The 25,793-nt window shown below is 41.7% G+C and carries 23 protein-coding genes and 5 pseudogenes; 10 read left to right on the top strand and 18 right to left on the bottom strand.

Going from position 1 to position 25,793, the window contains the following annotated elements:
- Positions 1–165: 165 nt before the first annotated feature.
- Positions 166–2,412 (top strand): DNA topoisomerase IV subunit A, encoded by a 2,247-nt coding sequence (parC, locus tag ACERCG_RS04890; RefSeq protein WP_373610940.1) that lies wholly within the window; start codon positions 166–168, stop codon positions 2,410–2,412.
- Positions 2,413–2,468: 56 nt separating this feature from the next.
- On the opposite strand, the gene ACERCG_RS04885 is transcribed toward parC, so the two are convergent.
- From ACERCG_RS04885 to ACERCG_RS04840, 10 genes and pseudogenes are all read right to left on the bottom strand, one after another.
- On the bottom strand, positions 2,469–4,064 hold the full coding sequence (locus ACERCG_RS04885; RefSeq protein WP_373610939.1) for a xylulokinase: 1,596 nt from the start codon (positions 4,062–4,064) through the stop codon (positions 2,469–2,471).
- Between the two features lie 12 nt (positions 4,065–4,076).
- Positions 4,077–5,027, bottom strand: a complete 951-nt coding sequence (locus tag ACERCG_RS04880) for an ABC transporter permease (protein WP_373610938.1) — start codon at positions 5,025–5,027, stop codon at positions 4,077–4,079.
- A 2-nt stretch (positions 5,028–5,029) separates the two neighbouring features.
- The gene (locus ACERCG_RS04875; RefSeq protein ID WP_064318717.1) at positions 5,030–5,989 is read right to left on the bottom strand and encodes an ABC transporter permease; all 960 of its coding nucleotides are present in this window, start codon (positions 5,987–5,989) and stop codon (positions 5,030–5,032) included.
- Positions 5,973–7,463, bottom strand: a complete 1,491-nt coding sequence (locus ACERCG_RS04870; RefSeq protein WP_373610937.1) for a sugar ABC transporter ATP-binding protein — start codon at positions 7,461–7,463, stop codon at positions 5,973–5,975. Before ACERCG_RS04870 ends, ACERCG_RS04875 begins: the two co-directional genes overlap by 17 nt.
- Before the next feature lie 56 nt (positions 7,464–7,519).
- The gene (locus ACERCG_RS04865) at positions 7,520–8,494 is read right to left on the bottom strand and encodes a substrate-binding domain-containing protein (protein WP_006250926.1); all 975 of its coding nucleotides are present in this window, start codon (positions 8,492–8,494) and stop codon (positions 7,520–7,522) included.
- Positions 8,495–8,680: 186 nt separating this feature from the next.
- On the bottom strand, positions 8,681–9,541 hold the full coding sequence (araC, locus tag ACERCG_RS04860) for an arabinose operon transcriptional regulator AraC (RefSeq protein ID WP_373610936.1): 861 nt from the start codon (positions 9,539–9,541) through the stop codon (positions 8,681–8,683).
- A gap of 41 nt (positions 9,542–9,582) precedes the next feature.
- Positions 9,583–9,843 carry a GNAT family N-acetyltransferase gene (locus ACERCG_RS04855; protein WP_373610935.1) on the bottom strand — a complete coding sequence of 87 codons (261 nt, stop codon included), beginning with the start codon at positions 9,841–9,843 and terminating at the stop codon, positions 9,583–9,585.
- Positions 9,844–10,129: 286 nt separating this feature from the next.
- The gene (locus ACERCG_RS04850; RefSeq protein WP_373610934.1) at positions 10,130–10,270 is read right to left on the bottom strand and encodes a hypothetical protein; all 141 of its coding nucleotides are present in this window, start codon (positions 10,268–10,270) and stop codon (positions 10,130–10,132) included.
- A gap of 138 nt (positions 10,271–10,408) precedes the next feature.
- Positions 10,409–11,244: pseudogene (locus tag ACERCG_RS04845) on the bottom strand (MBL fold metallo-hydrolase).
- A gap of 160 nt (positions 11,245–11,404) precedes the next feature.
- Positions 11,405–14,500 (bottom strand): tetrathionate reductase subunit A, encoded by a 3,096-nt coding sequence (locus ACERCG_RS04840; protein WP_373610933.1) that lies wholly within the window; start codon positions 14,498–14,500, stop codon positions 11,405–11,407.
- A 219-nt stretch (positions 14,501–14,719) separates the two neighbouring features.
- On the opposite strand from ACERCG_RS04840, the gene ACERCG_RS04835 reads away from it, so the two are divergent.
- Both ACERCG_RS04835 and ACERCG_RS04830 read left to right on the top strand, forming a co-directional pair.
- Positions 14,720–15,499: an HNH endonuclease gene (locus ACERCG_RS04835; protein WP_373610932.1), complete on the top strand. Its 780-nt coding sequence runs from the start codon at positions 14,720–14,722 to the stop codon at positions 15,497–15,499.
- A gap of 3 nt (positions 15,500–15,502) precedes the next feature.
- Positions 15,503–16,180: pseudogene (locus tag ACERCG_RS04830) on the top strand (HpaII family restriction endonuclease).
- 72 nt (positions 16,181–16,252) lie between these two features.
- On the opposite strand, the pseudogene ACERCG_RS04825 reads toward ACERCG_RS04830, so the two are convergent.
- From ACERCG_RS04825 to ttrB, 4 genes and pseudogenes are all read right to left on the bottom strand, one after another.
- Positions 16,253–16,516 (bottom strand): annotated as a pseudogene (locus tag ACERCG_RS04825) (type II toxin-antitoxin system PemK/MazF family toxin); the annotation flags it as partial.
- 68 nt (positions 16,517–16,584) lie between these two features.
- On the bottom strand, positions 16,585–16,821 hold the full coding sequence (locus ACERCG_RS04820; protein WP_373610931.1) for an AbrB/MazE/SpoVT family DNA-binding domain-containing protein: 237 nt from the start codon (positions 16,819–16,821) through the stop codon (positions 16,585–16,587).
- A gap of 64 nt (positions 16,822–16,885) precedes the next feature.
- A complete protein-coding gene (nrfD, locus tag ACERCG_RS04815; protein WP_373610930.1) occupies positions 16,886–17,941 on the bottom strand; it encodes an NrfD/PsrC family molybdoenzyme membrane anchor subunit in 1,056 nt (351 codons plus the stop codon).
- Between the two features lies 1 nt (position 17,942).
- Positions 17,943–18,668, bottom strand: a complete 726-nt coding sequence (gene ttrB, locus ACERCG_RS04810; protein WP_373610929.1) for a tetrathionate reductase subunit TtrB — start codon at positions 18,666–18,668, stop codon at positions 17,943–17,945.
- Between the two features lie 190 nt (positions 18,669–18,858).
- Between ttrB and ACERCG_RS04805 the strand changes: the two genes are divergently transcribed.
- The 5 genes and pseudogenes from ACERCG_RS04805 (at position 18,859) to ACERCG_RS04785 (ending at position 21,113) form a co-directional block, all read left to right on the top strand.
- Positions 18,859–19,059, top strand: a complete 201-nt coding sequence (locus ACERCG_RS04805; protein ID WP_373610928.1) for a hypothetical protein — start codon at positions 18,859–18,861, stop codon at positions 19,057–19,059.
- An 80-nt stretch (positions 19,060–19,139) separates the two neighbouring features.
- Positions 19,140–19,406: pseudogene (locus ACERCG_RS04800) on the top strand (hypothetical protein); the annotation flags it as partial.
- A 12-nt stretch (positions 19,407–19,418) separates the two neighbouring features.
- Entirely contained in the window at positions 19,419–19,853 is a 435-nt protein-coding gene (locus ACERCG_RS04795) for a hypothetical protein (RefSeq protein ID WP_373610927.1), read from the top strand.
- Complete coding sequence (locus ACERCG_RS04790; protein ID WP_373610926.1) at positions 19,834–20,064, top strand: hypothetical protein; 231 nt, start codon at positions 19,834–19,836, stop codon at positions 20,062–20,064. The genes ACERCG_RS04795 and ACERCG_RS04790 overlap by 20 nt, the downstream gene beginning before the upstream one ends.
- The gene (locus ACERCG_RS04785; RefSeq protein ID WP_373610925.1) at positions 19,980–21,113 is read left to right on the top strand and encodes a conjugal transfer protein TraG N-terminal domain-containing protein; all 1,134 of its coding nucleotides are present in this window, start codon (positions 19,980–19,982) and stop codon (positions 21,111–21,113) included. The genes ACERCG_RS04790 and ACERCG_RS04785 overlap by 85 nt, the downstream gene beginning before the upstream one ends.
- Before the next feature lie 18 nt (positions 21,114–21,131).
- On the opposite strand, the gene ACERCG_RS04780 is transcribed toward ACERCG_RS04785, so the two are convergent.
- Genes ACERCG_RS04780 through ACERCG_RS04770 form a run of 3 tightly spaced genes read right to left on the bottom strand, consistent with a single transcriptional unit; the run spans position 21,132 to position 21,907 of the window.
- Complete coding sequence (locus ACERCG_RS04780) at positions 21,132–21,431, bottom strand: hypothetical protein (protein ID WP_373610924.1); 300 nt, start codon at positions 21,429–21,431, stop codon at positions 21,132–21,134.
- A 16-nt stretch (positions 21,432–21,447) separates the two neighbouring features.
- Positions 21,448–21,735 carry a type II toxin-antitoxin system RelE/ParE family toxin gene (locus tag ACERCG_RS04775; protein WP_373610923.1) on the bottom strand — a complete coding sequence of 96 codons (288 nt, stop codon included), beginning with the start codon at positions 21,733–21,735 and terminating at the stop codon, positions 21,448–21,450.
- The gene (locus ACERCG_RS04770; RefSeq protein WP_373610922.1) at positions 21,728–21,907 is read right to left on the bottom strand and encodes a hypothetical protein; all 180 of its coding nucleotides are present in this window, start codon (positions 21,905–21,907) and stop codon (positions 21,728–21,730) included. The genes ACERCG_RS04775 and ACERCG_RS04770 overlap by 8 nt, the downstream gene beginning before the upstream one ends.
- Positions 21,908–22,529: 622 nt before the next feature.
- Between ACERCG_RS04770 and ACERCG_RS04765 the strand changes: the two genes are divergently transcribed.
- Together ACERCG_RS04765 and ACERCG_RS04760 are read left to right on the top strand one after the other, a co-directional pair.
- Positions 22,530–22,781: a hypothetical protein gene (locus ACERCG_RS04765; protein ID WP_373610921.1), complete on the top strand. Its 252-nt coding sequence runs from the start codon at positions 22,530–22,532 to the stop codon at positions 22,779–22,781.
- Between the two features lie 226 nt (positions 22,782–23,007).
- A pseudogene (locus ACERCG_RS04760) lies at positions 23,008–23,656 on the top strand (IS1595 family transposase).
- Between the two features lie 490 nt (positions 23,657–24,146).
- Here ACERCG_RS04760 and asnS read toward each other — a convergent pair.
- Complete coding sequence (asnS, locus tag ACERCG_RS04755; protein WP_373610920.1) at positions 24,147–25,550, bottom strand: asparagine--tRNA ligase; 1,404 nt, start codon at positions 25,548–25,550, stop codon at positions 24,147–24,149.
- Between the last annotated feature and the right edge of the window lie 243 nt (positions 25,551–25,793).

The following is a 25,793-nucleotide window of genomic DNA, read 5'->3' as shown; positions in this document are numbered from 1 at the left end:
AGAAGTTTTCATAAAAAATCGCCTATTTTTTACTTATGCAAGCGGTTATTTTTTGATGATTTTTTGCAAAATGATCAACAAAAATGACCGCTTGCGTTTCGAGCTAGACTAAAATCGCTAAATCGTAGAAAATAACGCTCATTTTCCCATAAGAATAAAATAGAAATGACCACAGAAATCAATTATGAAGGCATTGAACAAATGCCGATTAAGCGTTTTACCGAAGACGCTTACCTCAACTATTCAATGTATGTGATTATGGATAGGGCATTGCCGTTTATTGGCGATGGCTTAAAACCTGTACAACGCCGTATTATTTATGCGATGTCTGAACTGGGCTTAAATGCCTCTGCGAAATATAAAAAATCGGCTCGTACGGTGGGTGATGTGTTAGGTAAATTCCACCCGCACGGCGACAGTGCCTGTTATGAAGCAATGGTATTAATGGCTCAGCCGTTTTCTTACCGCTATCCACTCGTTGATGGACAAGGTAACTGGGGAGCACCCGATGACCCGAAATCCTTTGCCGCAATGCGTTATACCGAATCTAAACTTTCTAAAATTGCTGAGGTGCTATTAGGCGAGTTAGGTCAAGGCACCGTTGATTATCAACTAAACTTTGATGGTTCACTCGAAGAGCCGAAATATCTACCAGCCCGTTTACCGCATATTTTATTAAACGGCACAATGGGGATTGCGGTGGGTATGGCAACCGATATTCCGCCTCATAATATTAATGAACTAGCTGATGCAAGCGTGATGCTATTGGATAATCCTAAAGCGACTTTAGACGATATTCTGACCGTCGTGCAAGGCCCTGATTACCCAACGGAAGCAGAGATTATCACGCCAAAAGCGGAAATTGCGAAAATGTATGAGCAAGGGCGTGGTTCGATAAAAATGCGTGCGGTGTGGAAAAAAGAAGAGGGCGAAATTGTGATTTCAGCTTTGCCACATCAAGCATCGCCGTCAAAAATTATTGAGCAAATCGCCACTCAAATGAGAAATAAAAAATTGCCGATGGTGGACGATATTCGTGATGAATCTGACCACGAAAACCCAATTCGCATTGTGATTGTGCCTCGCTCGAATCGTATTGATTTTGATGCTTTGATGGATCACTTGTTTGCAACGACAGATCTGGAAAAAAGTTATCGTGTAAATATGAATATGATTGGTTTAGATGGCAAACCAGCGGTAAAAAATCTACTTACGATTTTAACCGAATGGCTGACATTCCGCCGTACGACAGTAACTCGCCGTTTAAATTACCGATTAGACAAAATTTTAAACCGCTTGCATATTTTAGACGGTTTGATGATTGCTTTCTTAAACATCGATGAAGTGATTGAGATCATTCGTAACGAAGACGATCCAAAAGCAGAGTTAATGGCTCGTTTCAATTTAAGCGAACTACAAGCCGAAGCTATTCTGAACTTACGTTTACGCCACTTGGCAAAATTAGAAGAGTATCAATTACAGGCGGAAAAATCAGATCTTGAAAATGAGCGTGATGAATTACAGCTTATTTTAGGTTCGGAACGCCGTTTAAACACATTAATTAAGAAAGAAATTCAAGCAGACGCTAAAACCTTTGCCAGCCCACGCCGTTCGCCATTGGTGGAGCGTGCAGAGTCTAAAGCGATTGCAGAAAGTGACTTAACGCCAACGGAAGATGTAACCGTTATCCTGTCTGAAAAGGGCTGGGTACGCTGTGCAAAAGGGCACGATATTGATGTACAAGCACTAAGCTACCGAGCAGGCGACGGCTACCTTGCCCACGCACGAGGTAGAAGCAATCAACCAGTGGTGTTCTTAGATAGCACAGGGCGAGCTTATGCCTTAGAGCCAACTTCACTCCCTTCAGCCCGCTCTCAAGGCGAACCGCTTACAGGGAAAATTACTTTACCTGAAGGGGCAACGGTGCAACAGGTATTAATGGCAAATTCAGACACTAAAGTGTTAATGGCGTCTGATTCAGGCTATGGCTTTATTTGTACCTTTGAAGACTTGGTTTCACGCAACAAAGCAGGGAAAGCGGTCATTTCTTTAACAGAAAATGCAAAAGTGCTACCGCCGCAACTACTTGAAAATGATGAAAATTTATCACTTGTCGCAATGAGTAATGTTGGCAGAATGCTTGTTTTCCCAGTAAGCGAACTTCCTGAATTATCTAAAGGAAAAGGCAATAAAATCATCAACATTTCTGCAGCCGCAGCAAAATCAGGTGATGAATATCTCGCCCGTTTATTGGTCATCAAACCAACGAACTCTCTCGTGTTTGTTTCGGGCAAACGTAAGATTACGTTAAAACCGACTGACATCGACAACTACCGAGGCGAGCGTGCTAGAAAAGGTTCACAACTTGTAAGAGGGTTGAGTATTAATTCGACTGTGGAGATTGTGGAGTAAAGAGAATAAGCGATTAATTTTTTGCAAAAAATAACCGCTTGTGATACTTAAATTATTTAATCTGCATTTAAAAACAGCGCTTTTTCTACCACAGGAATGCCTTGCTTATAACGTTGCATAAAGCGTTCATAACCTTCACTCATGGTTTTATCCGGTTGAACCAGATTGAGTTTGGTGGTGTTGAAAATGCAATTATCTAAATATTCTTCTAAACTGTAACGGTCTGATACTCTGAGAAAGTCTGCCAGTAGTGCAATTCCCCAAGCTCCGCCATTTGAAGCAGTACTTGCGGTAGCCAATGGAATATTCAGTGCGGAAGACAGAATTTTTTGTGCAACACCTTCTGTTTTAAATATACCACCGTGACCGAGAATGCGGGAAATTTCCACTTTTTCTTGGTTAATGAGAATGTCCATTCCTAATTTCATTGCACCGAAAGCGGTGTAGAGATGGGTTCGCATAAAGTTTGCTAAGTTAAAATGGGCATTCGTTGGGTGCAAGAAAACCGGACAGCCTTCGGATAAACCGACATTATGTTCACCGGAGTGGAAGCCGTAGGATAATAGCCCTCCGCAATCTGCATCGCCTTGTAAGGCGTGGAGAAATAACATTTCATAAAGTTCTTCGGTGCAGATATTTACGCCAAAAACCGATAAGCATTCGCCGAATAAATTCACCCACGCATTAATATCAGAGGTGCAATTATTAGCGTGAGCCATTGCCACTAATTTACCTGCCGGGGTCGTCACAATATCCAGCTCTGAATAGGCTTTGGATAGGGCTTTTTCTAACACAATCATTGCAAATGCGGAGGTGCCGGCAGAAATATTACCGGTTTTTTCTTTGATACAGTTGGTTGCAATCATACCTGTTCCGGCATCACCCTCCGGAGGACAAAGTGGAATGCCAGCTTGCAAATTACCGGTTGGATCTAACAATTTTGCACCTTTTTCGGTTAATTTGCCCGCTTGTTCACCAGCAACACGAACTTGTGGCAAAATCGCCTCCAATTTCCAAGGCATACGGTAGTCGGCAATGGCTCGATCAAATTGAGCCAGCATTGTTGGATTGTAGGATTTCAACTCAGTATCTATCGGGAACATACCGGAAGCATCGCCAATCCCTAACACTTTGTGATCGGTCAGTTGCCAATGCACATAACCTGAGAGGGTTGTCAGGTAATCAATTTCCGGCAAGTGAGGCTCTTGGTTAAGCAATGCTTGGTGTAAATGAGCAATGCTCCAACGTTGCGGAATTGGGTATTGAAAGAGTGCGGTCAATTTTTCCGATGAGGTTAAGGTAATGTTGTTTCGCCAAGTTCTGAAGGCAACCAGCTGATTTCCGTGTTTATCGAAAGGTAAGTAGCCATGCATCATCGCACTAATTCCGAATGCTTTGGCTATGCGAATGGTTGTGTGATATTTTTCTTTGACTGTCTTGCTTAAATCCATATAAGCAGCTTGTAGTTTTTCCCATATTTCATTTTGATGATAGGTCCAAATACCGTCAATCAGTCGATTTTCCCAATCCGCCCCACCGGTTGCTAAAATCGTCCCATCTGAGCTAATTAACACCGCTTTAATTCGGGTTGAACCCAATTCAATACCAATAACAGTATTACCTTGTTCAATAAGTTGTTTTTCATTTTGCATAATCTACCACCATTACTGTGTTAGTCGGAAAAGGCGATTTTTTTGGAGGAAGATAAAGAATAACAATAAGCTTCCCCATAAAATCATTGTAATGTAACTGCTGATGCCGAGCATATTTAAGCCACTTTCAATCACTTGTAATAAAACTAAGGCGAGCATAATCCCTAATAGTTTCCCTTTACCGCCATCAGGATTAATGCCACCTAATACTGTGGCTAAAATAGAGATCAATAAATAGGAATCACCATAAGAGGCTTTTGCAGAATTGAGTTTAGACATCATCAAAATAGCTGCAAATACACAGAGAATTGAGGAGATAACATAAACCCAAATCAGCACTTTTTTGGTATTAATACCCGAATAATAGGTGGCTTTTTCATTATTGCCGATGAAATAAACTGCTTTACCCATTGCAGTTTTTTCTAAGAAAAACCAAATCAGCCCAGCAAGAAAGAGAAAGATTAGAATGGGTAGCGGAATCCATAAAAAGGTTGAAGCATTAATACTCAACATTGTTTCCGGAAAGTTCGCAATGGTTGAACCGTTAGTGACTAGAATATTAATGCCGTTAATTAAAGTCATTGTGCCTAAGGTTGCCAAAATTGGTGAAACACGAATAATGGTAATTAATGTGCCGTTGAGTAATCCAATGGCTAAGGCACAGCAAAGGCTTAATAAAATAGCAATAAATAACCAAGAAATACCGGTATATTGCGTAATAAAGTAGGCAATAATTAATGAGCAAGCATTCATTCCGGCAATAATGGAAAGATTTATTCCACCTGTTAACATCGGTAATGCCATTGCTAGGGTTAAAATACCTAATACTGGAATTTGTGATGCCATAGATTGAAAGTTACTGACAGACCAAAAAATATCCGGAATGAAAATACTAAAGGCGATAACTGCAACTGCGAAGAGTGCTAAGAGATAGAAAATCGTTGGATCCAGTTTACTTTTCATCGTTATGCTCCTTGTTTTTTCCGCTGACTTAAGGCTGTTGCACTAATACTTAAGATAATGATGATACCGGTAATAATGGTTTGCCAGTAAGACGATACATTCATTAAATTTAGCCCGTTTTGAATAATCGCCAGTAACATTACGCCCATTACTGTACCAAGCAGGGTGCCTCTACCACCTGATAAACTAGCACCGCCTAATACAACGGCAGCTAGGACGGTTAATTCATAACCCAGTAGTGAATCCGGTGCGACAGATTGTACGGTATAAGATTGCACTATGCCTGCCAAGCCTGCCATAAAGCCCATATAACCGTACGCAAATAGATGGAGAAATAAGAGATTAAACCCAATACGGGAGGTTGCATCCGGATTACCACCAAGAGCGTAAATTTTTCGACCAATAGTGAGTTTATTGGTAATTAAGCCGGTTAATATCACCGCCAAAATAGCCATTAATGCTTGAAACGATAATCCAAATTCCACTCCCTCAGCAGTTATCTGTTTAAAGAACACGATTTCTTGGGTAAACCATTCGGGATACTCATAAAGCCATACACCTTTGGTAAAATAGAGTAGTCCGCCATAAAAAATATTGAGTGTTGAGATCGTAATAATAATGGAAGGGACACTAAGCCGATTAACAAATAGAGCATTAATAAAACCCAATAATATGCCGATGGTGGAAGAAATAACAAAAACACCGGCAAATCCCACATCATATTTACCGATCAGAGTGACCATAACATATTGGGAAATAATAGTGATAGCAGGGAAAGAAATATCAATGCCGCCAGACAGCAATACCACAAATAAACCACAAGCTAAAATCATCAACATTGCGTAATTATTTACAACATCATAAAGGTTCTCAATAGTTGCAAAATCACGGGTAAATAGGGTTAATAATAGGATTAAAATCAGTAACGTACCGGAAAGAATATGATTATTGCTGATTTTCATAAATAACCTCCGCAATCGATTTTTCACTGGAATATGCCGGCAAGATTTCATCAACAATGCGGCCTTTTTTCATTACAATTACCCGATGGCTGTTGTAATAGGCTTCTTCTACTTCATCAGTCACAAAAATAACTGCAATGCCTTGCTGAGCCAATGATTTAATAATTTGGAAGATCCCTTCTTTATTGGCGATATCGACCCCAATAGTTGGAGCATCTAAAATCATAATTTTCGGTTCGATTGCCAGCCATTTTGCAATCGAAACCCGCTGTGCGTTCCCTCCGGAAAGGGTATTAACAGGCAAGTCTGAATCGGATACTTTAATCTTTAATGAATCAATCAAGGCTTGGCTACTTGCATAAGCCTTCGAGGATTGAATAATCTGTAATTTATCGGTGATTTTGTGAAAAATGGTCGAAATAATATTGTGATGAATCGACTCTGCCATAATCAGCCCGGTGTGCATTCGATCTTCCGAGACATAAGCAATCCCTTTGGCAATGGCATCACGGTTAGTGTTAAATATCACTTTTTCACCGTTTAATAAAATATCGCCGGATTGTGGTTGAGTAATGCCGAATAAACTTAGGCAAAGCTCAGTACGCCCTGAACCGAGCAATCCTGTAAGGGCAACAATTTCCCCTTCTCGTAGCGAAAAGTTAATCTCTTGATACTGATGAGGCAGCGTTAAATTGCGGACTTCCAATACGGTTTTTCTTTGCAAAAAATCCGGCAAATCTAACCGCTTGTAATCGATTTCCAGCCCGGTCATTAGGAAACCAAGGCGTTTTTCATTCATTTCACGGATAGGATACTGCCCAACCATATTGCTATCTTTCAGCACTAATACGCTATCGGAAACACTCATTACTTCTTGCAATTTATGACTGACAAAGATGATGCTAATGCCTTTGCTTTTAAGTTTGATGACGACATCTAACAGATCTTTGACCTCTTTTGCAGTAAGTGAGGCTGTCGGCTCGTCCATAATCAATAATCTGGCATTTTGTGCTAACGCTCGACAAATGGCGACTAACTGTTGTTGAGCGATCGGTAAATCTTCTAATATTGCATTCAGGTCTAGATTTGCATTAATGCTTTGAATAGCAGTGAGGGCAACCTGATGAATGTGATCTTGACTCACCCAACCGAATTTTCGATGCAGGTTAATGGCAATATTTTCTGCCACGGTTAAATTGGGGAAGAGGGCTAAATCTTGATAAATCACTTGAATGCCTTTATCAATAGACTCCTCTGGTGTCAGCTTGGAATATTGAGTTGCACCAATTTGAATTTCAGCCCCTTTATCCGGTTGATAAACGCCGGAAAGAATTTTGATCAAGGTTGATTTTCCACAACCATTTTGACCGGCAAGGCAAAGTGCTTCACCATAATCTAATGAGAGATTGACTTGATTTAATGCTTTTATGCCGTGGAATGTTTTACTGATATGCCGCATCGAAATAAATGCCATAAGTGCCTCCTGAGGTGAAAATATGGGCTGGTTATCAGCCCATATGTCAGCGCAAATTAATATAATTTATCGATATTTTCCTTGGTGACTTTCAACACATTGTGGAATTGAAGTAGTTTTTTCTCACTATCTACTTTGGCTTTACCAACCGTTGGGATCTCTAATCCATCCTCAATTTTTTCGCCTTTTAATACTTTGGCAGCGACAGCAGCTAAAGCATAACCTGCATTTGCCGGGTCATAGGTAATTCCCATTGTAATATCACCGCTTTTAATTAAATTGGCTGCTTGGGAAGGAATCATCATTCCGAAGACACTTAATTTATTTTTTAAGCGTTTTTCTTTCACTGCTAACCCTGCACCAATAGGACCTTGTGAACCAAAAGAAACGACCGCTTTAAGATCGGAATGGGCTTTCACTAAATCAATGGTGGTACGGCGTGCATCATTAATATTTTCGGCAACAGGCATTCTGCTGGTCACTTCAAACATATCCGGATAATGCTCTTTCTGATATTTCACGAATAAATCAGCCCACAGATTATGTTGAGGCACGGTTAAGCCACCTACATAAATCACATAGCCGCCTTTTCCTCCCATAGCTTTTGCTACTTCTTCTACATAGTCTGCCGCAAATTGTGCATTATCGATAATTTCAATATCCCAATCGGCACTAGGTTGTCCGACTGACTCATTGGTCAATACCACAATGCCGTTCTGTTTCGCTTTTTTCAGCACCGGTTCTAAGGCATTTGCATCGTTAGGGACGATGGAAATAGCACTAACTTTTTTCGCAATTAAATCTTCAATTAACTTTACTTGTTGTGGTGCATCGGTATTTGATGGACCAACTTGATAAGCATTGATATTGTTATCTTTACCTGCTTGCACAACACCCTCTGCCATACGATTAAACCACGGCATACCGTCAATTTTGGAGATATTAACGACATCATTGGCAAATGCCGAACCGTAACAGGCTAAAGCTAAAATACTTGAAAATAATGCGTGCTTGAACGTTGGTTTTTTCATTGTTCTTCCCTCATACATAAGAAGTTATTTCACTGAATATCGCTCAAAGAGCTTGATATCCCTTCTCTAATAGAAACAGCACTATTAAAGCTGTTTGTATCTTATGCTTTTGAATGAGAGAAAAACAGGTAACTTTTTGTTATCGATATGGAAAATTCTGCTATGCAAAGTAAAGTGAGATCAAGATCACATTTCACTGTCTTTACGCCGTTCTAAGGTTCTAAACTCAGAGGGAGACAGCCCGGTATGCTTTTTGAAAATTTTGGAAAAGTAGAGAGAATCCTCATAGCCTAAGGATTTGGCAATATTAGAGATAGAGATGTTAGAGAAATAAAGCAATTTTTTGGATTCGGAAATGCGTTGTAATTCCCGCCATTGCACTAAGCTGATCCCCAGCGATTGCTTGAAAAGATGGGAAAGCCTTGATGGCGATAAAAATACTTTTTCTGCCATTGCTTCTAAGCTCTCATTTTTAGCCAAATTCGTTAAGATTAAATCACAAACTGTTAAAATGCGTTGATCAATGACAGGAATAACCTCAATTTTCTCGGCGGAAATACATTTCATAAGTAAGTATTCCAACAAACTTGTTGCAATATCTTCTTTAAAAAATTTACTGGATTTAAGTTCTAATTCAATTTTACTGAAAAGTTGGCTGATTTCCTGAAAGTATCGGTCATCGCTAATAGTAATACGCCCTATTTTTTCTTCCATATCTGACCAATTCAGCCATTTATTCCACTTTGGATTTGGCAGAAAATAGACCCATTTGTAGTGCCAATATTGGCTTTCCGAATGGCGGTGATAGTGTTGAACGGCACCGGGTGTAAACAGGAGTAATTGTCCTCGATGGGCGGTAAAAGCGTGTTTACCATCAAAAACAGATCCATGTCCAAAAGTGGTTAGTTGCAACATATAGCCGTGCATTCCTTGTTGTCTATCGACAATAGAATCAAGATAGTTACCTTTCTCACATTGAGTGAGACCGGAAACAAGTTCTAAATTGAATGGATCATTATGAGAGAGTAGAGAAAGATTTTTGTACATCAGCTTTACCATAAAATTATTTTAATTAAACAGATACATTGCTATATTTGCTTATGATTTGGTTGTAGAGATTGGATGTGTTGTCCATTTTCATCAAAATTGCTCGGATTGAGCGATTGTTCAAACACGTCTTGTTGCCAATTGCCATTGATCATCGCATACCAATTGGTATCACTGTTACGCCCTTTATACACCATCGCTTGACGAAAACGCCCTTCGTAGTGAAAGCCCAAGTGTTCAACAGCTTTTTTGGACGGCTCATTTAAGCTGTCACATTTCCATTCATAATGGCTATATTGCAAGGTTTCAAATACATATATTGCACTTCGGTTACCATTTTACTGCGTTGCAAATGCGGCGAATAAATCATTCAGCCCATTTCTATCTCTCGGTTGTCAAGAGCAATGCACATTAGCGACAGTACCCCCTCCCCCCGCTGGCTCTGTTTTTCCACAATCACAAGCTGATAAGGGGAAATGCCCTCATTGCAAAAAATCCATAAAATCTGGCCGCTTGTTAAACGGCTCAATTGGCAGATAAGTTCAAAGATGCAAAGGACTGTTTTCGCCAAATGCTTCATATAAATCCTTACCGCGCATTGGCAATGTTCAACTTTTCAATGATAGACACCGGCCCCATAATTTGCTCAATATCGGGATATTGTCTTGAGATAAAATCAGGCAAAGAGTTGTCTATGGGCTGATGAAAAGCGTTGAGGTGTACAGTCATACTTTTTCCATAGTAGTTGATGATTCAATCTATTCTAATCGTTTTTTTACTTACTATGGTAGAGGATGTTGTTTGCTTAAGTGATAGGTAATGTAGAACAGAACAGGGCAGTATGTAACTGCCCATATATTTACAGTATTAGAACTTAATCACATCACCGTTTTTCGGCACAGTCACACGCTCTAAGCCCTCTTTTTGCACATAGTCACGCATCTGATCGCTACTGATAGAGGTTTGCGGCAGTGCGTCCATATGCACGGTTAAGATTTTCGCTTGTGGAGCGATTTTGTGTACTTTGGAAACATCTTCGGTACACATAATCGGGCTGCCTTCAAAATTCGGCAGTTTGGCACAGCCGGCATTCAGCACCACAAAGTCCGGTTTGTAAGTGTTGAACGAATGTTCGATTTCGTGGTTCCAATGGTATCTCCCACCAAATAGACGGTCGGTTTGCCTTCGGCTTTCATCACTACGCCCATCGCATCGCCGACCATTTCGGCAATTTTCGGGTTCGCATACATCGCATCGGTGCCGTGCTGGCCACGAGTACGGGTTAAGGTTACGCCTTCAAACGGGGTATCTTTCCCCACCACACGCACATCGGTAAAGCCTTGTGAGCGGATTAAACGGGCATCGCCGGCGTTCTGCACAAAAATCGGCAGATCTTTCGGCACACGTTGTTGTGCCACATCGTCCCAGTGGTCGGCGTGGGTGTGGGTGACGATCACCGCATCAACGCCTTTCAGCACTTCTTCAATGCTTTGATTCATCTCTACGGTCGGGTTACGCTTTTGAGCATTTGGCGGTAGGTAGCGATCTTTCTCGGCAAGGTACGGATCGACCAAAAAGGTTTTGCCCGCATACTCAATTTTAGCGGTCGCATTGCGAATATGTTGATATTGGTTATCGGCAGCTTGAGCGACACTAGCGGCAAACAGTGCCGCTGCGATCAGACCTAATGTGGTTTTTTTCATAAAATAGGATTTCCTGTGTTGAAAAGATGGCTAGGCCATCGTGTTATCGCACTTTTCAGCGGAAAAATGCGGGCTATTCTCTCAAAAGTTGAGAATTTTATGCAGCAACAAGCGGTGAATTTTGTAGAAAATGTTGCAAAATCCACCGCTTGCCCTGCCGTTAAATCATTTTTTCGACCTTCGCCGGTATGCCGTTGCGTACCGCCGAGCCGCAGACCCAATCAATCCACGGGGATTTGGCGGCTTTGGTGTGGTCGATAATGCCAAGATCGTTGAGGTTAATCCCTTTGGCGATCATCGGGTTGCCTTGCACTTCCACACCGTCAATGGTGTAGGAGCTTGCCCCGAGCTGTTTGTGGCCGTAGCCGTGCTCAATCCCAATCGTGCCTCGTGCGATGCCGTCCAGCACCATTATTTGTACGCTGAGGCTGGCGGTTGGGGTGCTGAGTTTTACGAGTTCGCCGTGTTTAATTCCTCGCTCTTCGGCATCAAGGCGGTTCATTGCGACAATGCCTTCGGGCTTGATCGAGAGCAGGCGTAACAGCGGGGCAGTGATACTGCTCATAATGTTCGATTTAAACGAAATCAGTTTAAAGCCCCATTCCGCTTGCGGGTAGTGCTGTTCAAGCGTTGAGCCGTCCGCAAAACGAGGCGGCATATAGCTCGGACAGCCCCAATAGTGTTCGCCGTTGCTGTGGTGTTGGGCTTTATACACGGTTTCATTCCAAATTTGCAGGCAGTTTTTCCACTGGAACGCCATATTATCGCCTTTCCAAGCACTCTCGTGTGGGGCGAACCGCCCGCCCTTGCAATAGATATTCGCCGCTTTCAGGCGTTCTTCCGCTTTGAGTGTCTGCTCGATTTTCGGCATAATCCGTTGCACGCCAGTGAGCAGTAGATCTTGCTCGTTTGCATCAGGAGCCGGTTTTTCGCCGACAAAAGCGATGTTTGCCGCCGCTCGTAGAAAGTAATCTTCCGAACGGTTGAGCGGATAGCTGTTGCCCTCCAAATCGGCAATCGCATTCTCACCAAAGCCCGGCAAGCCCATTTTCTTGGCAACGGCAATCACAAAGGCCTCCATACAGATTGTGTCGCCCTCCGCCGTTTTCGCATTCAGTGAGGCGACAATCGGGTGGCGAGCGATGCTGGCACGGGTCGGCACTCCTGCCCACGGGCTTGAAAAGCCCCAGCTCTCGAAATTGTGCGTATCCGGCACGATGTAATCCGCCAGAGCGGTGGTTTCGTTCATAAAGGCATCAACGGCGATAAAGAGCGGTAAGATGGTCGGATCTTTGAGTTTCTCCAACGCAATCGGGTTCATCGCCGTCAAGCCGTAAATCGGGTTGCTCATATGGCTGATCCACGCCTTCGCAAAGTAGGGGTAGCCCTGCACCATTGAGGTGATCATCTCGGTGGTCTGCCCGCTGGTGAACGGATACCACGCCCCCTGTGCAGGGTACGGATTTTCGCCCTTCGCCACTTTCTGCTTGAACTCGCTCGAATTTTGGTACGCCTTTTTACTGCGGGCGAGGTTCGTGCCTTTCGGCTTCACTTGGTTCGGGAAATTGGCTAAATCATATCTCGGGCCATCGCCGAAATCCTTAAATTTGCCGGGACTGACCGACATTCCGCCTTTTTTATTGAGGTTGCCGACCATCGCATTTAACAGCAAAATTGCCCAAGCAGTGTAGAAGCCCGTGCTGTGCATGGTGCCGCCGTGCGTAATGGCATTGGCTTTATGCCCGTGAGAGGTGAATTTTTTCGCCAAGTTTTCAATGGTTTGCACCGGCACACCACAAATCTTGCTGTATTCTGCCAGTGTTTTTTGTTGGGCGGACTCTTTGAGCAACTGCATTGAAGATTTGACCAGTACTTCCGAACCATCGAGCAATTTTGCAACTTGTTCCACAAAAATGACCGCTTGTTCGCACTGTTTAGCGGCAATCAGCTCACCCGTTGCCTGATCTTTGACCACGATAACATTCTCTTCCACTTTCTCTTCTGGGTCGAGTACCACCGCTTGAATATCGCTAATCCGCAATGCCTGACCGAATTTCGGGTGGTTCGGCTCACAGATAATCAGGTGAGAGGCGTTGGCATAGCTCACATTGCCCGCTTTCTCCATCGCAAACAGGCTCGGGCGGGAGAGATAATCGGCGTTGAAACGGTTGTTTTCGATAATCCAACGCAACATTCCCATCACCAGAGCCAAATCGCCTTCGGGCTTAATCGGCACCCAGTGGTTATTCTGCGTGGCAAGGGACGAAGTCATCTCCAAGCGGGGCGAAACCACCACATAGCTGAAATTGTCATCAGGACGGCGTTTGGCAAGCTGACGGGCTTGGCGTTTGAACTGGTTGCCCGATTGAGCCGGTGAAGTGCCGATAAACAGGATAAATTCAGCGTGATCCCAGTCCGGCTTGGCGTGTTGGTTATTGTCGAAATCCTTCATAAACGCCCCCGAACCGGCACGGTAAGATGCCCCGCAGTACGCCCCATGTTGGGAAAAGTTGATCGTGCCGAAACTCTTCTGAGCAAAGCGTTGCAACAACGGCTGACGACCTTCGGGGCCAGCAAAAGTCACAAGGAGCTGGTTAGCTTTCACGCCTAAATCGGGCTGTTTCGGGTTGATCGGATCTTGTAGGTTGCGTATTGCCTTCAAGCCCTCCACTTCGCCCTCACCGAACAGATTACCGCCATTCACCACCTCTTCCACCAACTGCTCAAAACTGATGGTCTGCCACTTGCCTTCGCCCCGCTTGCCAACCCGTTTTAATGGTTGAGTAATGCGGTAGGGGCTGTTCACGCCTTCTAAAAATGCCGCACCTCTGGCACAGGCGGTAGAGCGGTTTTCAATTCCACTTTCGCCCGCTAGTAACACCTCCGCTTTGGCAATCGGCATACCGAACGGCAGAGTTTTATCGGAAGAGAGCGGGTGGTAGGGGTTGCCCGCAATGCGAATAACTTGGTTGGTGTTCAAATCCACCCTCGCCCGAATGCCACACTGCGTCCAACAGCCCATACACTGCGTATTGCACACAATTTGATCAGGATTGCTGAGCAGTTTGCCCTCTTTCACCTGATACTCAGGCACTAATGAATTACCGTGAATTGCATCACGGGTTTTCTCGCCCGATGTGCCATTCATCACCCCTTTGGCAATCTCCGACACCTTCGGCGAATACCCCGCTCCAAACGCCGCCGCCCCACCGACAGCCAAACCACCTTTCAATAAATTTCTGCGTTTATTATCCATCACTCACCCCACAAAGGTTTAAACTCTTTTTTAATGACGATATTGTAGGTTTTCAGCCAGAGAAAAAGGTATTGTGGTTTTCCACATATCGGGGGGAAAGTTGATTGAGATCAAGGGGGAGCGGTCGGGTTTAGGCAGAAATTTGCAAAAGCATTTAGAGGTTATTTTCAATCAGTGAATATGCTAGAATTTACCGAATTTTACATAGAGAGAGTTGTTATGGTTACATTCATATCTGAGGCACGCCGAAACTGGACAAGAGAAGAAACCACAGTGGCATTATATCTCTATTTTATTATTCCTTTCCAAAAAGTCAGTAAATCAAATCCTACTATTCAAGAGTATGCCGAGCTATTAGAAAGAACACCTTCTGCCTTAGGTATGAAAATTGGTAATATAGGGCGTTTAGATAATACGCTAAAAATTAAAAATATCTCGGGATTATCAAATGGTTCAAAATTAGATGAGCAAGTTTGGAATCACTATCAGGGAAAATGGGAACAGCTTTATTGGGATTTTGAACACATTATTGCCAAACTTCGAAAAAATTCCCAGAAAATACCGGACAGCCTTGATGAACAGGTCTATTCTTTTCCAGAAGGTAAAGAGAAAATTTCACAAGTAGCAGTTCGTGCTAATCAGCATTTTTTCCGTAGTAGCGTACTAGCCGCCTATAATCAAAAATGTTGCATTACAGGGATAGAAATGCCGGAATTACTTGTCGCAAGTCATATTAAACCTTGGAAAGATGATCTGGATAATCGCCTTAATCCGAGAAATGGGCTATGTTTAAATACCTTACACGATAAAGCCTTTGATCGTGGTTTAATCACACTTGATGAGCAATTTAGAGTCGTTTTATCGCCTTTATTGTTGAATACAGCGGAAACCGTGAAATTTTTTCTCCCTTATGAAAATCAGGAAATCACTTTGCCTGAGCGATTAAGTCCTGATTTAGAACTACTGGATTTTCATAGAAGACATATTTTTAAGAGGTAAAGTATGCAAAAGGGTAAAGTTTGGATTAAGAATGGTATTGCTGACAGGGATATCACAATACTATTCAACGCCAGCCAAAGTACAAACTTTATTTTTAAAATCCCTCACTGGAATAATAAAAGAACAAATGAAATTAATAGTCTGATGAGTGCTCGTGGAAAGGCTGATGTAAAAGGACGGGTTCAAAAGATTTTAGAATATGGCTATGATCTATAATTTGAAAATATTGATAAACCTGTTTTTAAAAATAACTTAGTGATGGTAGATACGCATTTTCCTGAAATAATGGCAAAAATGTTAAAGGTGTATTTTTCAGGACAAGCAATTAATGTGAATGATATTGTGGCTAAAACTTGTGAAGCCAATCCGATACAGTATGATAAAGAATTTCATCATAGGTTTTATACTTATAAAGTAAAAAATTTCTTGAATATCGTTGCATTAGGTATGACACCAACGAATGTATGGCAAGGTATATATGACGCAACAGGCGATTATCTTGTTGTGAAAGAAAACGGTGAAATTGTTTGCTATCATATTTATAGTAGAAATGAATTTGATAATTATCTTTTTCATAATACTAAATTTGATACCCCCAGTGCCGGCAGAAATAAATTCGGTGAGATTTATGAGGAAAATGGGGAATTTTTCTTCAAATTGAATTTTCAAATTCGGTTTTAGTAAATCGCTATGTTTTTAATGAAATACGGTTAAAATTTGCAAAATTCTGACCGTATTTCACCGCTTGTAAGTCTAAATCCCCAACAACACCCCAACCTTTTTCCGAATATCCACCAATTCACTCTCCGCAATCTTCCCTTTAAATTCAGCTTTACGAACCCGCCAATCAAGGCTTTTGATTTGGTCGGAAAGGGCGACATTTTCAGGCTTACCGTCAATTTGCACTTCAAAAGGATAGCCTTTGATTTTAGTCGCCAGAGGGCAGTAGGTCAGCAAGCCGGTGAGTTTATTATAAGATGCAGGTGTGAGTACCACGGCAGGGCGATGCCCCGCTTGCTCGTGTCCGGCTTATGGCGTGAAATTTAGCCAAATAATATCGCCAACATCAGGTACATAATCGCTCATTACCACTCCTTACCGACCGGCTCGCCAGTGTCGATTTCCTGATGCAAATTCTCTGCGGTAATGCTCGATAAAAGCTGTTCTAAACTGTACTTTTGTCGGACCGGTTCAATAATAATTTTTCCGTTTTCTGCCCGAATATCGACTAAGTTTTCTGCTTGCAACTGCAAGGCTGCCAAAATCGGTGCAGGAATCCGCACGCCGACACTATTTCCCCATTTCTTAATCGTTAATTGCATTTTCGCCTCCGTTGATTTGAGGTTATACATTGTATAATTTTGTGAAGTAAAAAGCTCTATAAAGCTACCGTGATTTCACCATCAAGCTCACCACCTGCCACACCGCCACACTCACACACACCGCCAATCCCCAAATCGCCATAATGCCTAATCCGCCATCAACGGCGAGCCAATCAAAATGATATGGATTTTGCAGGGCGTTAGTTTTGGCGATGGTTTGGATTTGGATCACTAGTACCCAACGGATTAACCAGCCGAAGGCGAGTAGGGTGGCTAAGCCGAGCCATTGCAAGCGGTGGCTTTTGTTGAAAAAACTGCAAATCAGGGCAATTAGCCAGCAAATGCCGACAAGATGAGCGGTGATGGAGCCGTTGAACAGTAGGGCGAAATTCCGTTGGGTGTCGGCGTTGTGGAAAGTCAAGCCGAGGACGGAAAGTGCGGTTACAATCAACAAGATTTGTAGGGGCGTACGGTGTACGCCCTGATTTTGCCCCTTGGGCGTATGACATACGCCCCCACATTTTTCAGCAATGAATTGGGTTAAGCCAAATGCCACCGCCCACGCAGAAAAGAGCATAATCGGCAGCAGCCACGCACTGTGCCACAAGGCTTTTGTGCCGGTTTGGTAGGTTTCAAGCACGGTGTAGCCGATAATGCCGACAGCGGTGAGAGTAGCAAACAAGCGGAATGCCCAAAGCAAGCCTTGATTTTGCAGTATCGGCAACTGTAGCCACGCTAACCATTTCGGCAGGTTAGGTTGGGAGTGATGAGCCAATGCCAGCACAAAATAACCGGCTACCACCACGCTGAACAGGGGCAGGATAATCGCCCCCCACGCCATCGGCGACCACCACGCAAAATCGGTATAGAAATGCAGAATACGGCTTGGTTGGTGCAGGTCGGCGGTTAAAGCAACAGGGGCGACAATCGAGCCGATAAACGCCACTGTAACCGCAGTCAATTCACAAGCGGTCGGTTTCTGAGATTTTTTTGCAAACAGCACCGCTGTGAAAACCGCCGTTGCCGCCACGCCGACAAAGAAGAAATAATTGACAATCCACGGCAACCAGACGATATGTTGTGGTTCCACTAAAATTTCATTGATTACTGCATTTTCCATCTTACGCCTCCCCTGTCCAAAGCATCGGCTGACCTTCGACTTTGCTCACGAACGCCTCGTCTAAGCCTAAATAGAACACATACGGCACCGTGCCAGCCTCCGGTTTTAATACTTTAAGTTCATCTTTATGTGATTGATAAAGCTGAGAAATTTGGCTGTTTGGGTCGTTTAAATCGCCAATTACCCGCGCACCGCCTACACAGCTTTCCACGCACGCCGGCAGCAGACCTGCCTCCAAACGGTGGGTGCAGAAGGTGCATTTATCGGCAGTTTTGGTCTCTTCATTGATAAAACGGGCATCGTACGGGCAGGCTTGCACGCAGTAACCACAACCGATGCACTGCTCGTTGTTAATTACCACCACACCGTCTTTGCGTTGGAAGGTTGCCTGCACTGGGCAGACCGGCACACACGGCGGTTGGTCACAATGGTTACACAAACGAGGCAACACCACATTATTCGCCACAGCTGATCCATTGGTGATCTCATACTGGCGAACAGTGGTGCGGAAACTATGCAACGGCGTAGCGTTCTCCACCGAACAGCTCACCGTGCAAGCCTGACAGCCGATACATTTGCGTAGATCAATCAACATTCCATAGCGTTTCGCTTCGTCTCCCTCACGGCGATCAGGCATAAACCTCTTAGCCTGAGCCAACGGAACCGCTGCCGCTCCCACCGTTAAAGCAGAAAATTCTTTTAAAAACAAGCGTCTGGATAACTCCATACTTCCCCCACAATTATTTTAATGAATGGTGGTATTGTAGGTTTGTGGTGATAGAGATGGGTATTGTGGTTTTCCACATATCGGTGGGGAAGTTGATTGAGATCAAGGGGCAAGCGGTCAAAGTGCAGAGGGGATTTGCAAAGTTTTTGGGGAATTTGACCGCTTTTAAAAGATTCCAGAATCAACTTTAGTGGCTCAATCTGCTGCTTCAGATTTAGCAGATAATATACCTTTTGTCCACCGTCAGGGAAATTATACTCGAGCGGAACACGCTAAACAGTATCAGCCTAATTCATATTTTGTAGATAAGTTACCCTATACTGAATTTTTAGATGAACAAAAAATGTTACTGCTTGAAGATGTCGTTCAGTTGGAGCAGTCTATGAATTAACAATGATCCCAACAGAAGGCCGTTCTTCTGACTATTTAGGAGAACTTCGCACACAGGTAACAGATGCGTTACAGGATAACTTTAAACAACTTACTAAGGCTCAAATTCAACTCATTACTTCTGTTCGGAAAGAAAACCGTAAATATACTGAGGGTGTGCTGCTATCAAGTAAACAAGAAACTTTATTCCGTGTTATACCGCCGAGTATTTACCTTGCTCTTGCAATGACAGAGCCAGAAGAAAAAGCAGAGCGTGCAGAATTAATGCGGAAATATAATATTTCTGAACTCTATGCCGCACTAAAAGTAGCTGAAAATATTGACCGAGCAAGGGGTATTTTACATTAAAGGAGAGAATGAATGAGAACAAGAAATGGTGAAAAAGAAAAGAACTTACCTAATGAATTACGTCGATTAACTTTTTTTACCGTTAATCCAACGGATACAGATAAAACAGCTGATGAGCTGCTGAGAGAAAATCAAGGCGAACAACTCTCTCGACTTGTTGAGACTATTCAGCGTTATACAGGTGTAGTGCAGAATATCGCTAAACGTTATTATCGGGTTTTAAATACTAATTATATAAAAATTCACTTCGATGGTGAACGTAATCAAGAAAATGGTTTGCCTCCATTTTGTTTAACGGTCTCATTATCTGGTTTTAACGATATTCCAAATACAGAGGGGAATTCAGGTTTTTTAACTATCAGTGTGGTGGATTGTGTTGATGTACATTGGTTAGTTGAAATACTAAAAGCTAAATTACAAGGGGTAAATGATGAAGTGGCTACGTAAATTTACGCCTGTAGGCAAAGTGTTACTCACTTTGCTGGTTGTAATGCTATTAATGTTTGCTATAGGGCATTTTGGTCTGGAATACTGTATTGGAACTGGCGAAGTTCCTCAGTTTTTGGAACGTTCGTGGCTATTGTGGCTTGTTGTACGCTGGAGTTTGTATGCTGTACACACGGAGCGATTGCCAGCATTCCGTGTAAACCTGATTTAAGGCAAATTCGTTTTGAAGTACAAAGTACGCAGATTAAAGATCAATTCTTACGTAAAGAAGTTAGTGATTTTGTGCAAGAGTGCTTTATCCCAGCGAGAACCTATTTAAAGAATTTTGGCTCTATTCGCAATTTAGGCGAGGCTGAAGCACAAGATTTGGCTTGGATTGGTTCACAGATTTTATTAGAGAATCCGAACCTCTATCCTAGAATACAAGCGAAAGCACCAAATCCGTTTTTCCCTTGTAATCCAACTCGTGACTCGACCTTAGCTCGTAACTTAGGTGGTGGTTTTCCTTATTGCAATGTATGGTGGCAAGATGGCACAAATGGACTACGTGCGAGATTGTTAGGGCAGATTGAGCCTAGTACGTGGGATAAAATTTCAGCGTGGGCAACAACGTCTGGCGAAAAGGATTATGATGATAAAATCTTGCGTGGTTTGATCTCAGTGCAAAACATCAAAACGCAAAATAAAGGTGTTAGCTATGGTTCTGGACGAGCTTATACCATTGAGGAGAATGATGCCTCAATGTTGAACTTATGGAATGGAGCTTTGGGTTCACTAGGAGCAGCAGTAGGCAATGCTGCAACAGGGCCAATATTTGATGTAATGAAACAAGCATTGCCTTATATTCAAGCATTAATTTTATTTGCTCTGACTATCAGTATGCCATTGGTTATTGTATTTAGTGGTTATAGTGTGAAAGCGATGATGGCAATAACCTTCGGCTGGTTTTCGGTATTTTTCCTCTCCTTTATTTGGGAGATAGCCTATTGGCTAGATACTTCAATTTATAGTGCGTTATATGGTAATAGTATCTTGGATTCTTTCAAGAATGTAGATGATGGCTTTATAATGAACTTTATTCTAAATTCAATGTATCTAGTTATGCCTACATTGTGGATTTCGTTTTTGAGTTGGGCTGGCATTAAGGCTGGAGATGGACTGAGTAGAGCTATTAATGGTGCTGGAAATAATGCTCAGCAAGGTACAGACGACGGGATAAGTGCTGTTAAACCAAAAATAAAAAAATATGGCGTATATTAATATACGCCATATTGCTTTTTAATCGTGGATTTTCATACCGTTGGAGTAATAACCGTATCCTTCTGGACCGTATTGATACCCCTTATAATGCTTTTTAGAATAAGTTGGGGTCATTAATACCTTAACCGTAGCTTTCGTTAAAATCCCTGAAAACTCGGCTGCTTCCTTAGCAATATAAGTTGAACCTTTACCTATAACTTCTAAAGTATTTTTTATAGAAATATCTTTACCTGCTTCATTCCAATTATCACTGCTGCTATTTTTTAATGCGGATTTATACGCCGCTGTAAATGCTGAGAATTTAGATTTTAGAGACATTATTGTTCTCCTGTTTTTAAGTTCTAGGGTAGATCCTACTGGAGTGAATGATAGCAATAATCCAAATGTGATCTTCTCGTTCTTCATAAACAATTCGATAGCCCCTAATAAATGCTTCTCGTGTCTTTTCATCACGGATTCTACCAATCGCGGAAGGCATAAATCCAATAGAATCTATCTTAGAAAAAAGATCTTCTTGTAGTTTGATCCCACTATTTTCAAAACCTGTATATATCATTACTTGACGTACACAAGTTCTTATATCATTAATTGCCTCGGGCGATAAAATTACTGGTTTAGGCATATGCTACTGTACGCTCGAAATCTGCTAACTCTTGAGCAGTTTCTTCAATAGTTGATTGAACTAACAATCTGGCTTGTTCAAGAGGAATACCTTTTCCAGATTCTAATTCAGCTCTGCCTTTTGCAATTTTTTGAGCAAGGAACTCATCGTAGCCTTTTTCTTTGAATAACATTGTAGTCTCCAAATTTTTTACTTGTACTAAATTTACGCTGGAATTTGGGAAGTGTCAATAGTCCGTTTTACAGGGAAACCCAAATCTCTGCCCGATAATCTAAGCAAAAACCGAATCCGTTTTTCTCTTGGGAACCCAGTTGTGATGTTACCTCTCAATCTAGGAGGTGCCGATCATATTCCGTTAGGTATCCTTGACGTCAATTTCATATTCAGCTTCTCCATCATCATACTCATTCTCTTCAATTTCTGTATGCCCAAATTGTTCCCATAATGCGGCAGCTGCTTCTGATTCTGTCATAAATTGTTGGTAATTGCAGAAGAGATTACCATCATTGTCCTTTTCCCAAAGCCCAGCATAGTTATATTTGACATATTCGGAATCGGGATGGTGGATTAGACCTAATTGAGGAGAGGCATAAGAGGCTGTTATTACATACTGTTTAGGATAAGAATGAGTGAGCTTGGTTTCACGATGAAATATTATTGAGTAAATTTGTGTTAGTGTATGGAAATACTGAGAAATGTTTAGTAGAAATTAAAAGCGATTTGAATATAGTTTTCTATTTTCCTTTATCAAAATATTTCACAATACCTAAAATGTATAGTTTTAGGAGCTTTGTATGACTAATCAAGAATTTCTAAATATTGCTCACGAATATCGTCAGCGTTATAAAGATACTCATCCTCGTATGTTGAACTGTGGTTATGTGCGTATTTTCCAAGGAGAGGCTTACGGTTGGTGTGCAGAAAAAGGTGAAGCCAACACAGAGTGTCCAGGAGCTTTATTAGTAAGTATAACAGGCAAAATTTTTGAGGCCATTGGTGGGGATAATATGAAAGGTGCGAAAAAATGGCGACCTTACCACAAGTGATGAAAGATGAATGATACTAAGAAAAATAAAGTGGCCGTGTTCATTATCGGGTTATCTATACTGATTTGGTTACGCAAGCATAGTTGCTGTACTGTCATATTTGTACTGTTACTAGCTATGTTAGCATTTATCTACCCTATGGAACATTTATACTAGTTGGACATTTACAAAACATATAAAAAACTTAGGGGCTGTAGTAGATTAGCATCACTGCTATACTACAAAAATGAAGATAACCCATTGTAAATTAAAGAAATCTTTGCAGAAAAAGCTTCTTGAATTTTTTGTTGCTGAAGTGACCGCTAGAACTGCTGCTGATTTATTAGGTATTCAACCCAATACGGCAGCCCTGTTTTACCACAAAATTAGGCTGGTCATTGAACACCATTTAGCCCTTGAAGCTCATAAAATTTTTGAGGGAAAAATTGAGGTAGATGAAAGCTATTTTGGTGGTCGTCGCAAAGGAAAACGAGGGCGCGGCTGGGAAAGTCGCTGTATTCGGTTTGTTGAAGCGTCAAGGAAAGGTGTTTACCGTAGTGGTAGAAAATACCAAATCAGAAACGCTAATGCCGGTCATTACAAGGAAAATCAAGCCTGACAGCTGGGTTTATACGGATACCTATCGTAGCTATGATGCCCTTGATGTGAGCGAATTTCATCACGAGCGAATCAACCATTCCGAACTTTTTGCGGAGAAACAAAACCATATCAATGGCATCGAAAATTTTTGGAATCAAGCGAAGCGAGTACTCCGAAAATATAACGGAATTAACCGAAAAAATTTCCCTTTATTCTTGAAGGAATGTGAATTTCGGTTTAACTTTGGTACATCAAAAGAACAGCTCAAAACGTTGCGAAAATGGTGTGAGATTTAGGGCTAATCTACTACAGCCCCAAAACATAACCCACCTAGCTATTTAGGTAATTTAGCTAAATAAAATATTCCTTTCCCGATTTGATGGAAGTTGCATATTTGTGTAGGAGTTTTAATAACATTCTTCCATCACAGGTAATTGATTGAGTTTTAATTCCTTTTTCCAATTAGCTCTGAGATTGACACAAGATAATATTGATTTTTCTCTATGGGAATAAAGCGAAAATACGCTTTTGAAGAAGATAAATAATTCATCATGATAAGAAAACAGTAAAGTATTGTTTAAAGTGAGTAGTATCCATCATAATATTTACTACTTGAGGAAGTGTTTATTACTTTCTCAAGATGCCTTTTAATCGTTCTCTCAGAACAGAGGTTAAAAGAGGGACAGAAAATGCAATTTTTTAGGCATTTTTATAAAAAGTAGGTAAAACCTTAGCTTTAACCTACTTTACAGACTCAATTTTTTCCACTATGCCATTTCTTGCAAATTAGAAGTTTGCGTTGCGAGGAGCGCGAGGGAACGGGATTACATCACGAATATTCTGTAAGCCTGTTACATACACGATCAAACGCTCAAAGCCTAAGCCGAAGCCTGAGTGAGGCACTGTACCGTATTTGCGTAAATCACGATACCACCAGTAATCTTCTGGGTTTAATCCCATTTCAACCATACGTTTATCTAACACATCTAAACGCTCTTCACGTTGTGAACCACCGATAATCTCGCCGATGCCCGGAGCTAAAACGTCCATTGCTGCTACTGTTTTGCCGTCTTCGTTTAAACGCATATAGAAGGCTTTAATATCTTTCGGATAGTTTTTCACTACCACAGGTGATTTAAAGTGTTCTTCTGCTAAATAACGCTCGTGTTCAGATGATAGGTCAATACCCCATTCCACAGGGAATTCAAATGTTTTGCCTGATTTTAATAAAATCTCAATCGCATCAGTATAATCTACTTGAGCAAATGGGGTATTAATAAAGTTCTCTAAACGACTTATCGCATCTTTATCAACGTGTTTAACGAAGAATTCCATATCGTCTTTACGTTCAGCAAGTACGGCACGGAAAACATATTTCAGCATATCTTCGGCTAATTTTGCGTTATCGTTTAAGTCTGCAAATGCAACTTCAGGCTCCATCATCCAGAACTCGGCTAAGTGGCGAGTGGTGTTTGAATTTTCCGCACGGAAAGTCGGGCCGAATGTATACACTTTACTTAATGCACAAGCGTAAGTTTCTGCATTTAATTGACCTGATACGGTTAAAAATGACTCTTTACCAAAGAAATCTTGGTTGAAATCGACTTTGCCATTCTCACCACGTGGTAGATTTTCTAAATCAAGTGTAGAAACACGGAACATTTCGCCTGCACCTTCAGTATCTGAAGCGGTAATCACTGGTGTTGCAACCCAATAGAAGCCTTGTTCGTGGAAGAAACGATGAATTGCTTGTGCTAAGCAATGGCGAACACGAGCCACTGCACCGATTAAGTTTGTGCGAGGGCGTAAGTGTGCGACTTCACGCAGATATTCAATAGAGTGGCGTTTTGCTGCCATCGGGTAAGTATCAGGATCTTCCACCCAGCCAACAACTTCTACATTGCTTGCTTGTAATTCAACTGCTTGACCTTCAGCGGGTGATTCCACTACTTTACCTGTAACAATAACAGAGCAACCTGCAGTTAAACGTAATACTTCATCATTATAATTAGGCAAATCGTTGTTGATGATTGCTTGAATTGGGTCAAAGCACGAGCCGTCATATACAGCTAAGAATGATAAACCTGCTTTTGAATCTCGACGGGTACGCACCCAGCCACGCACTGCAACTTCTTCACCTACTGTAACTTTGCCAGATAGGATTTCTGAAACTGTTGGAAATTTAGACATTTAATACCTCAAATTTTTCTTGTGAGTTCTTTTAAGAAAATAACGCTCAATATTTTACAAGAAAATAGGGGGAAATATAATAATTTTACGGAATTATTTGAAAATTTGTTGGTCTATATAAGCATTGCAAGCAGTTAAATCTGAATTTGCTTAGTTTTAAAAATTTTTTAATTTTTAATGAACTTTCGTTCAGTTAGTTAGTCTGAGTATATGTAACAGATTTATGCAAGTTTTTTTCATTAA

The sequence above is a fragment of the Mannheimia sp. E30BD genome (assembly GCF_041807785.1).
GTDB lineage: Bacteria > Pseudomonadota > Gammaproteobacteria > Enterobacterales > Pasteurellaceae > Mannheimia.
This window is presented reverse-complemented; position numbering and strand designations above follow the sequence as displayed.

Excerpts from the sequence above, each read along its gene's own strand:
- ACERCG_RS04880 (WP_373610938.1), bottom strand. The coding sequence starts at position 5,027 with ATGAAAAGTAAACTGGATCCAACGATTTTCTATCTCTTAGCACTCTTC.
- ACERCG_RS04840 (WP_373610933.1), bottom strand. The coding sequence starts at position 14,500 with ATGGATAATAAACGCAGAAATTTATTGAAAGGTGGTTTGGCTGTCGGT.
- ACERCG_RS04870 (WP_373610937.1), bottom strand. The coding sequence starts at position 7,463 with ATGGCATTTATTTCGATGCGGCATATCAGTAAAACATTCCACGGCATA.
- ttrB (WP_373610929.1), bottom strand. The coding sequence starts at position 18,668 with ATGGAGTTATCCAGACGCTTGTTTTTAAAAGAATTTTCTGCTTTAACG.
- ACERCG_RS04790 (WP_373610926.1), top strand. The coding sequence starts at position 19,834 with ATGATGAAGTGGCTACGTAAATTTACGCCTGTAGGCAAAGTGTTACTC.
- ACERCG_RS04820 (WP_373610931.1), bottom strand. The coding sequence starts at position 16,821 with ATGCAATTAACGATTAAGAAATGGGGAAATAGTGTCGGCGTGCGGATT.
- ACERCG_RS04885 (WP_373610939.1), bottom strand. The coding sequence starts at position 4,064 with ATGCAAAATGAAAAACAACTTATTGAACAAGGTAATACTGTTATTGGT.
- ACERCG_RS04865 (WP_006250926.1), bottom strand. The coding sequence starts at position 8,494 with ATGAAAAAACCAACGTTCAAGCACGCATTATTTTCAAGTATTTTAGCT.
- nrfD (WP_373610930.1), bottom strand. The coding sequence starts at position 17,941 with ATGGAAAATGCAGTAATCAATGAAATTTTAGTGGAACCACAACATATC.
- ACERCG_RS04850 (WP_373610934.1), bottom strand. The coding sequence starts at position 10,270 with ATGACTGTACACCTCAACGCTTTTCATCAGCCCATAGACAACTCTTTG.
- asnS (WP_373610920.1), bottom strand. The coding sequence starts at position 25,550 with ATGTCTAAATTTCCAACAGTTTCAGAAATCCTATCTGGCAAAGTTACA.
- ACERCG_RS04775 (WP_373610923.1), bottom strand. The coding sequence starts at position 21,735 with ATGCCTAAACCAGTAATTTTATCGCCCGAGGCAATTAATGATATAAGA.
- parC (WP_373610940.1), top strand. The coding sequence starts at position 166 with ATGACCACAGAAATCAATTATGAAGGCATTGAACAAATGCCGATTAAG.
- ACERCG_RS04780 (WP_373610924.1), bottom strand. The coding sequence starts at position 21,431 with ATGTCTCTAAAATCTAAATTCTCAGCATTTACAGCGGCGTATAAATCC.
- ACERCG_RS04765 (WP_373610921.1), top strand. The coding sequence starts at position 22,530 with ATGACTAATCAAGAATTTCTAAATATTGCTCACGAATATCGTCAGCGT.
- ACERCG_RS04795 (WP_373610927.1), top strand. The coding sequence starts at position 19,419 with ATGAGAACAAGAAATGGTGAAAAAGAAAAGAACTTACCTAATGAATTA.
- ACERCG_RS04770 (WP_373610922.1), bottom strand. The coding sequence starts at position 21,907 with ATGTTATTCAAAGAAAAAGGCTACGATGAGTTCCTTGCTCAAAAAATT.
- ACERCG_RS04835 (WP_373610932.1), top strand. The coding sequence starts at position 14,720 with ATGGTTACATTCATATCTGAGGCACGCCGAAACTGGACAAGAGAAGAA.
- ACERCG_RS04875 (WP_064318717.1), bottom strand. The coding sequence starts at position 5,989 with ATGAAAATCAGCAATAATCATATTCTTTCCGGTACGTTACTGATTTTA.
- araC (WP_373610936.1), bottom strand. The coding sequence starts at position 9,541 with ATGTACAAAAATCTTTCTCTACTCTCTCATAATGATCCATTCAATTTA.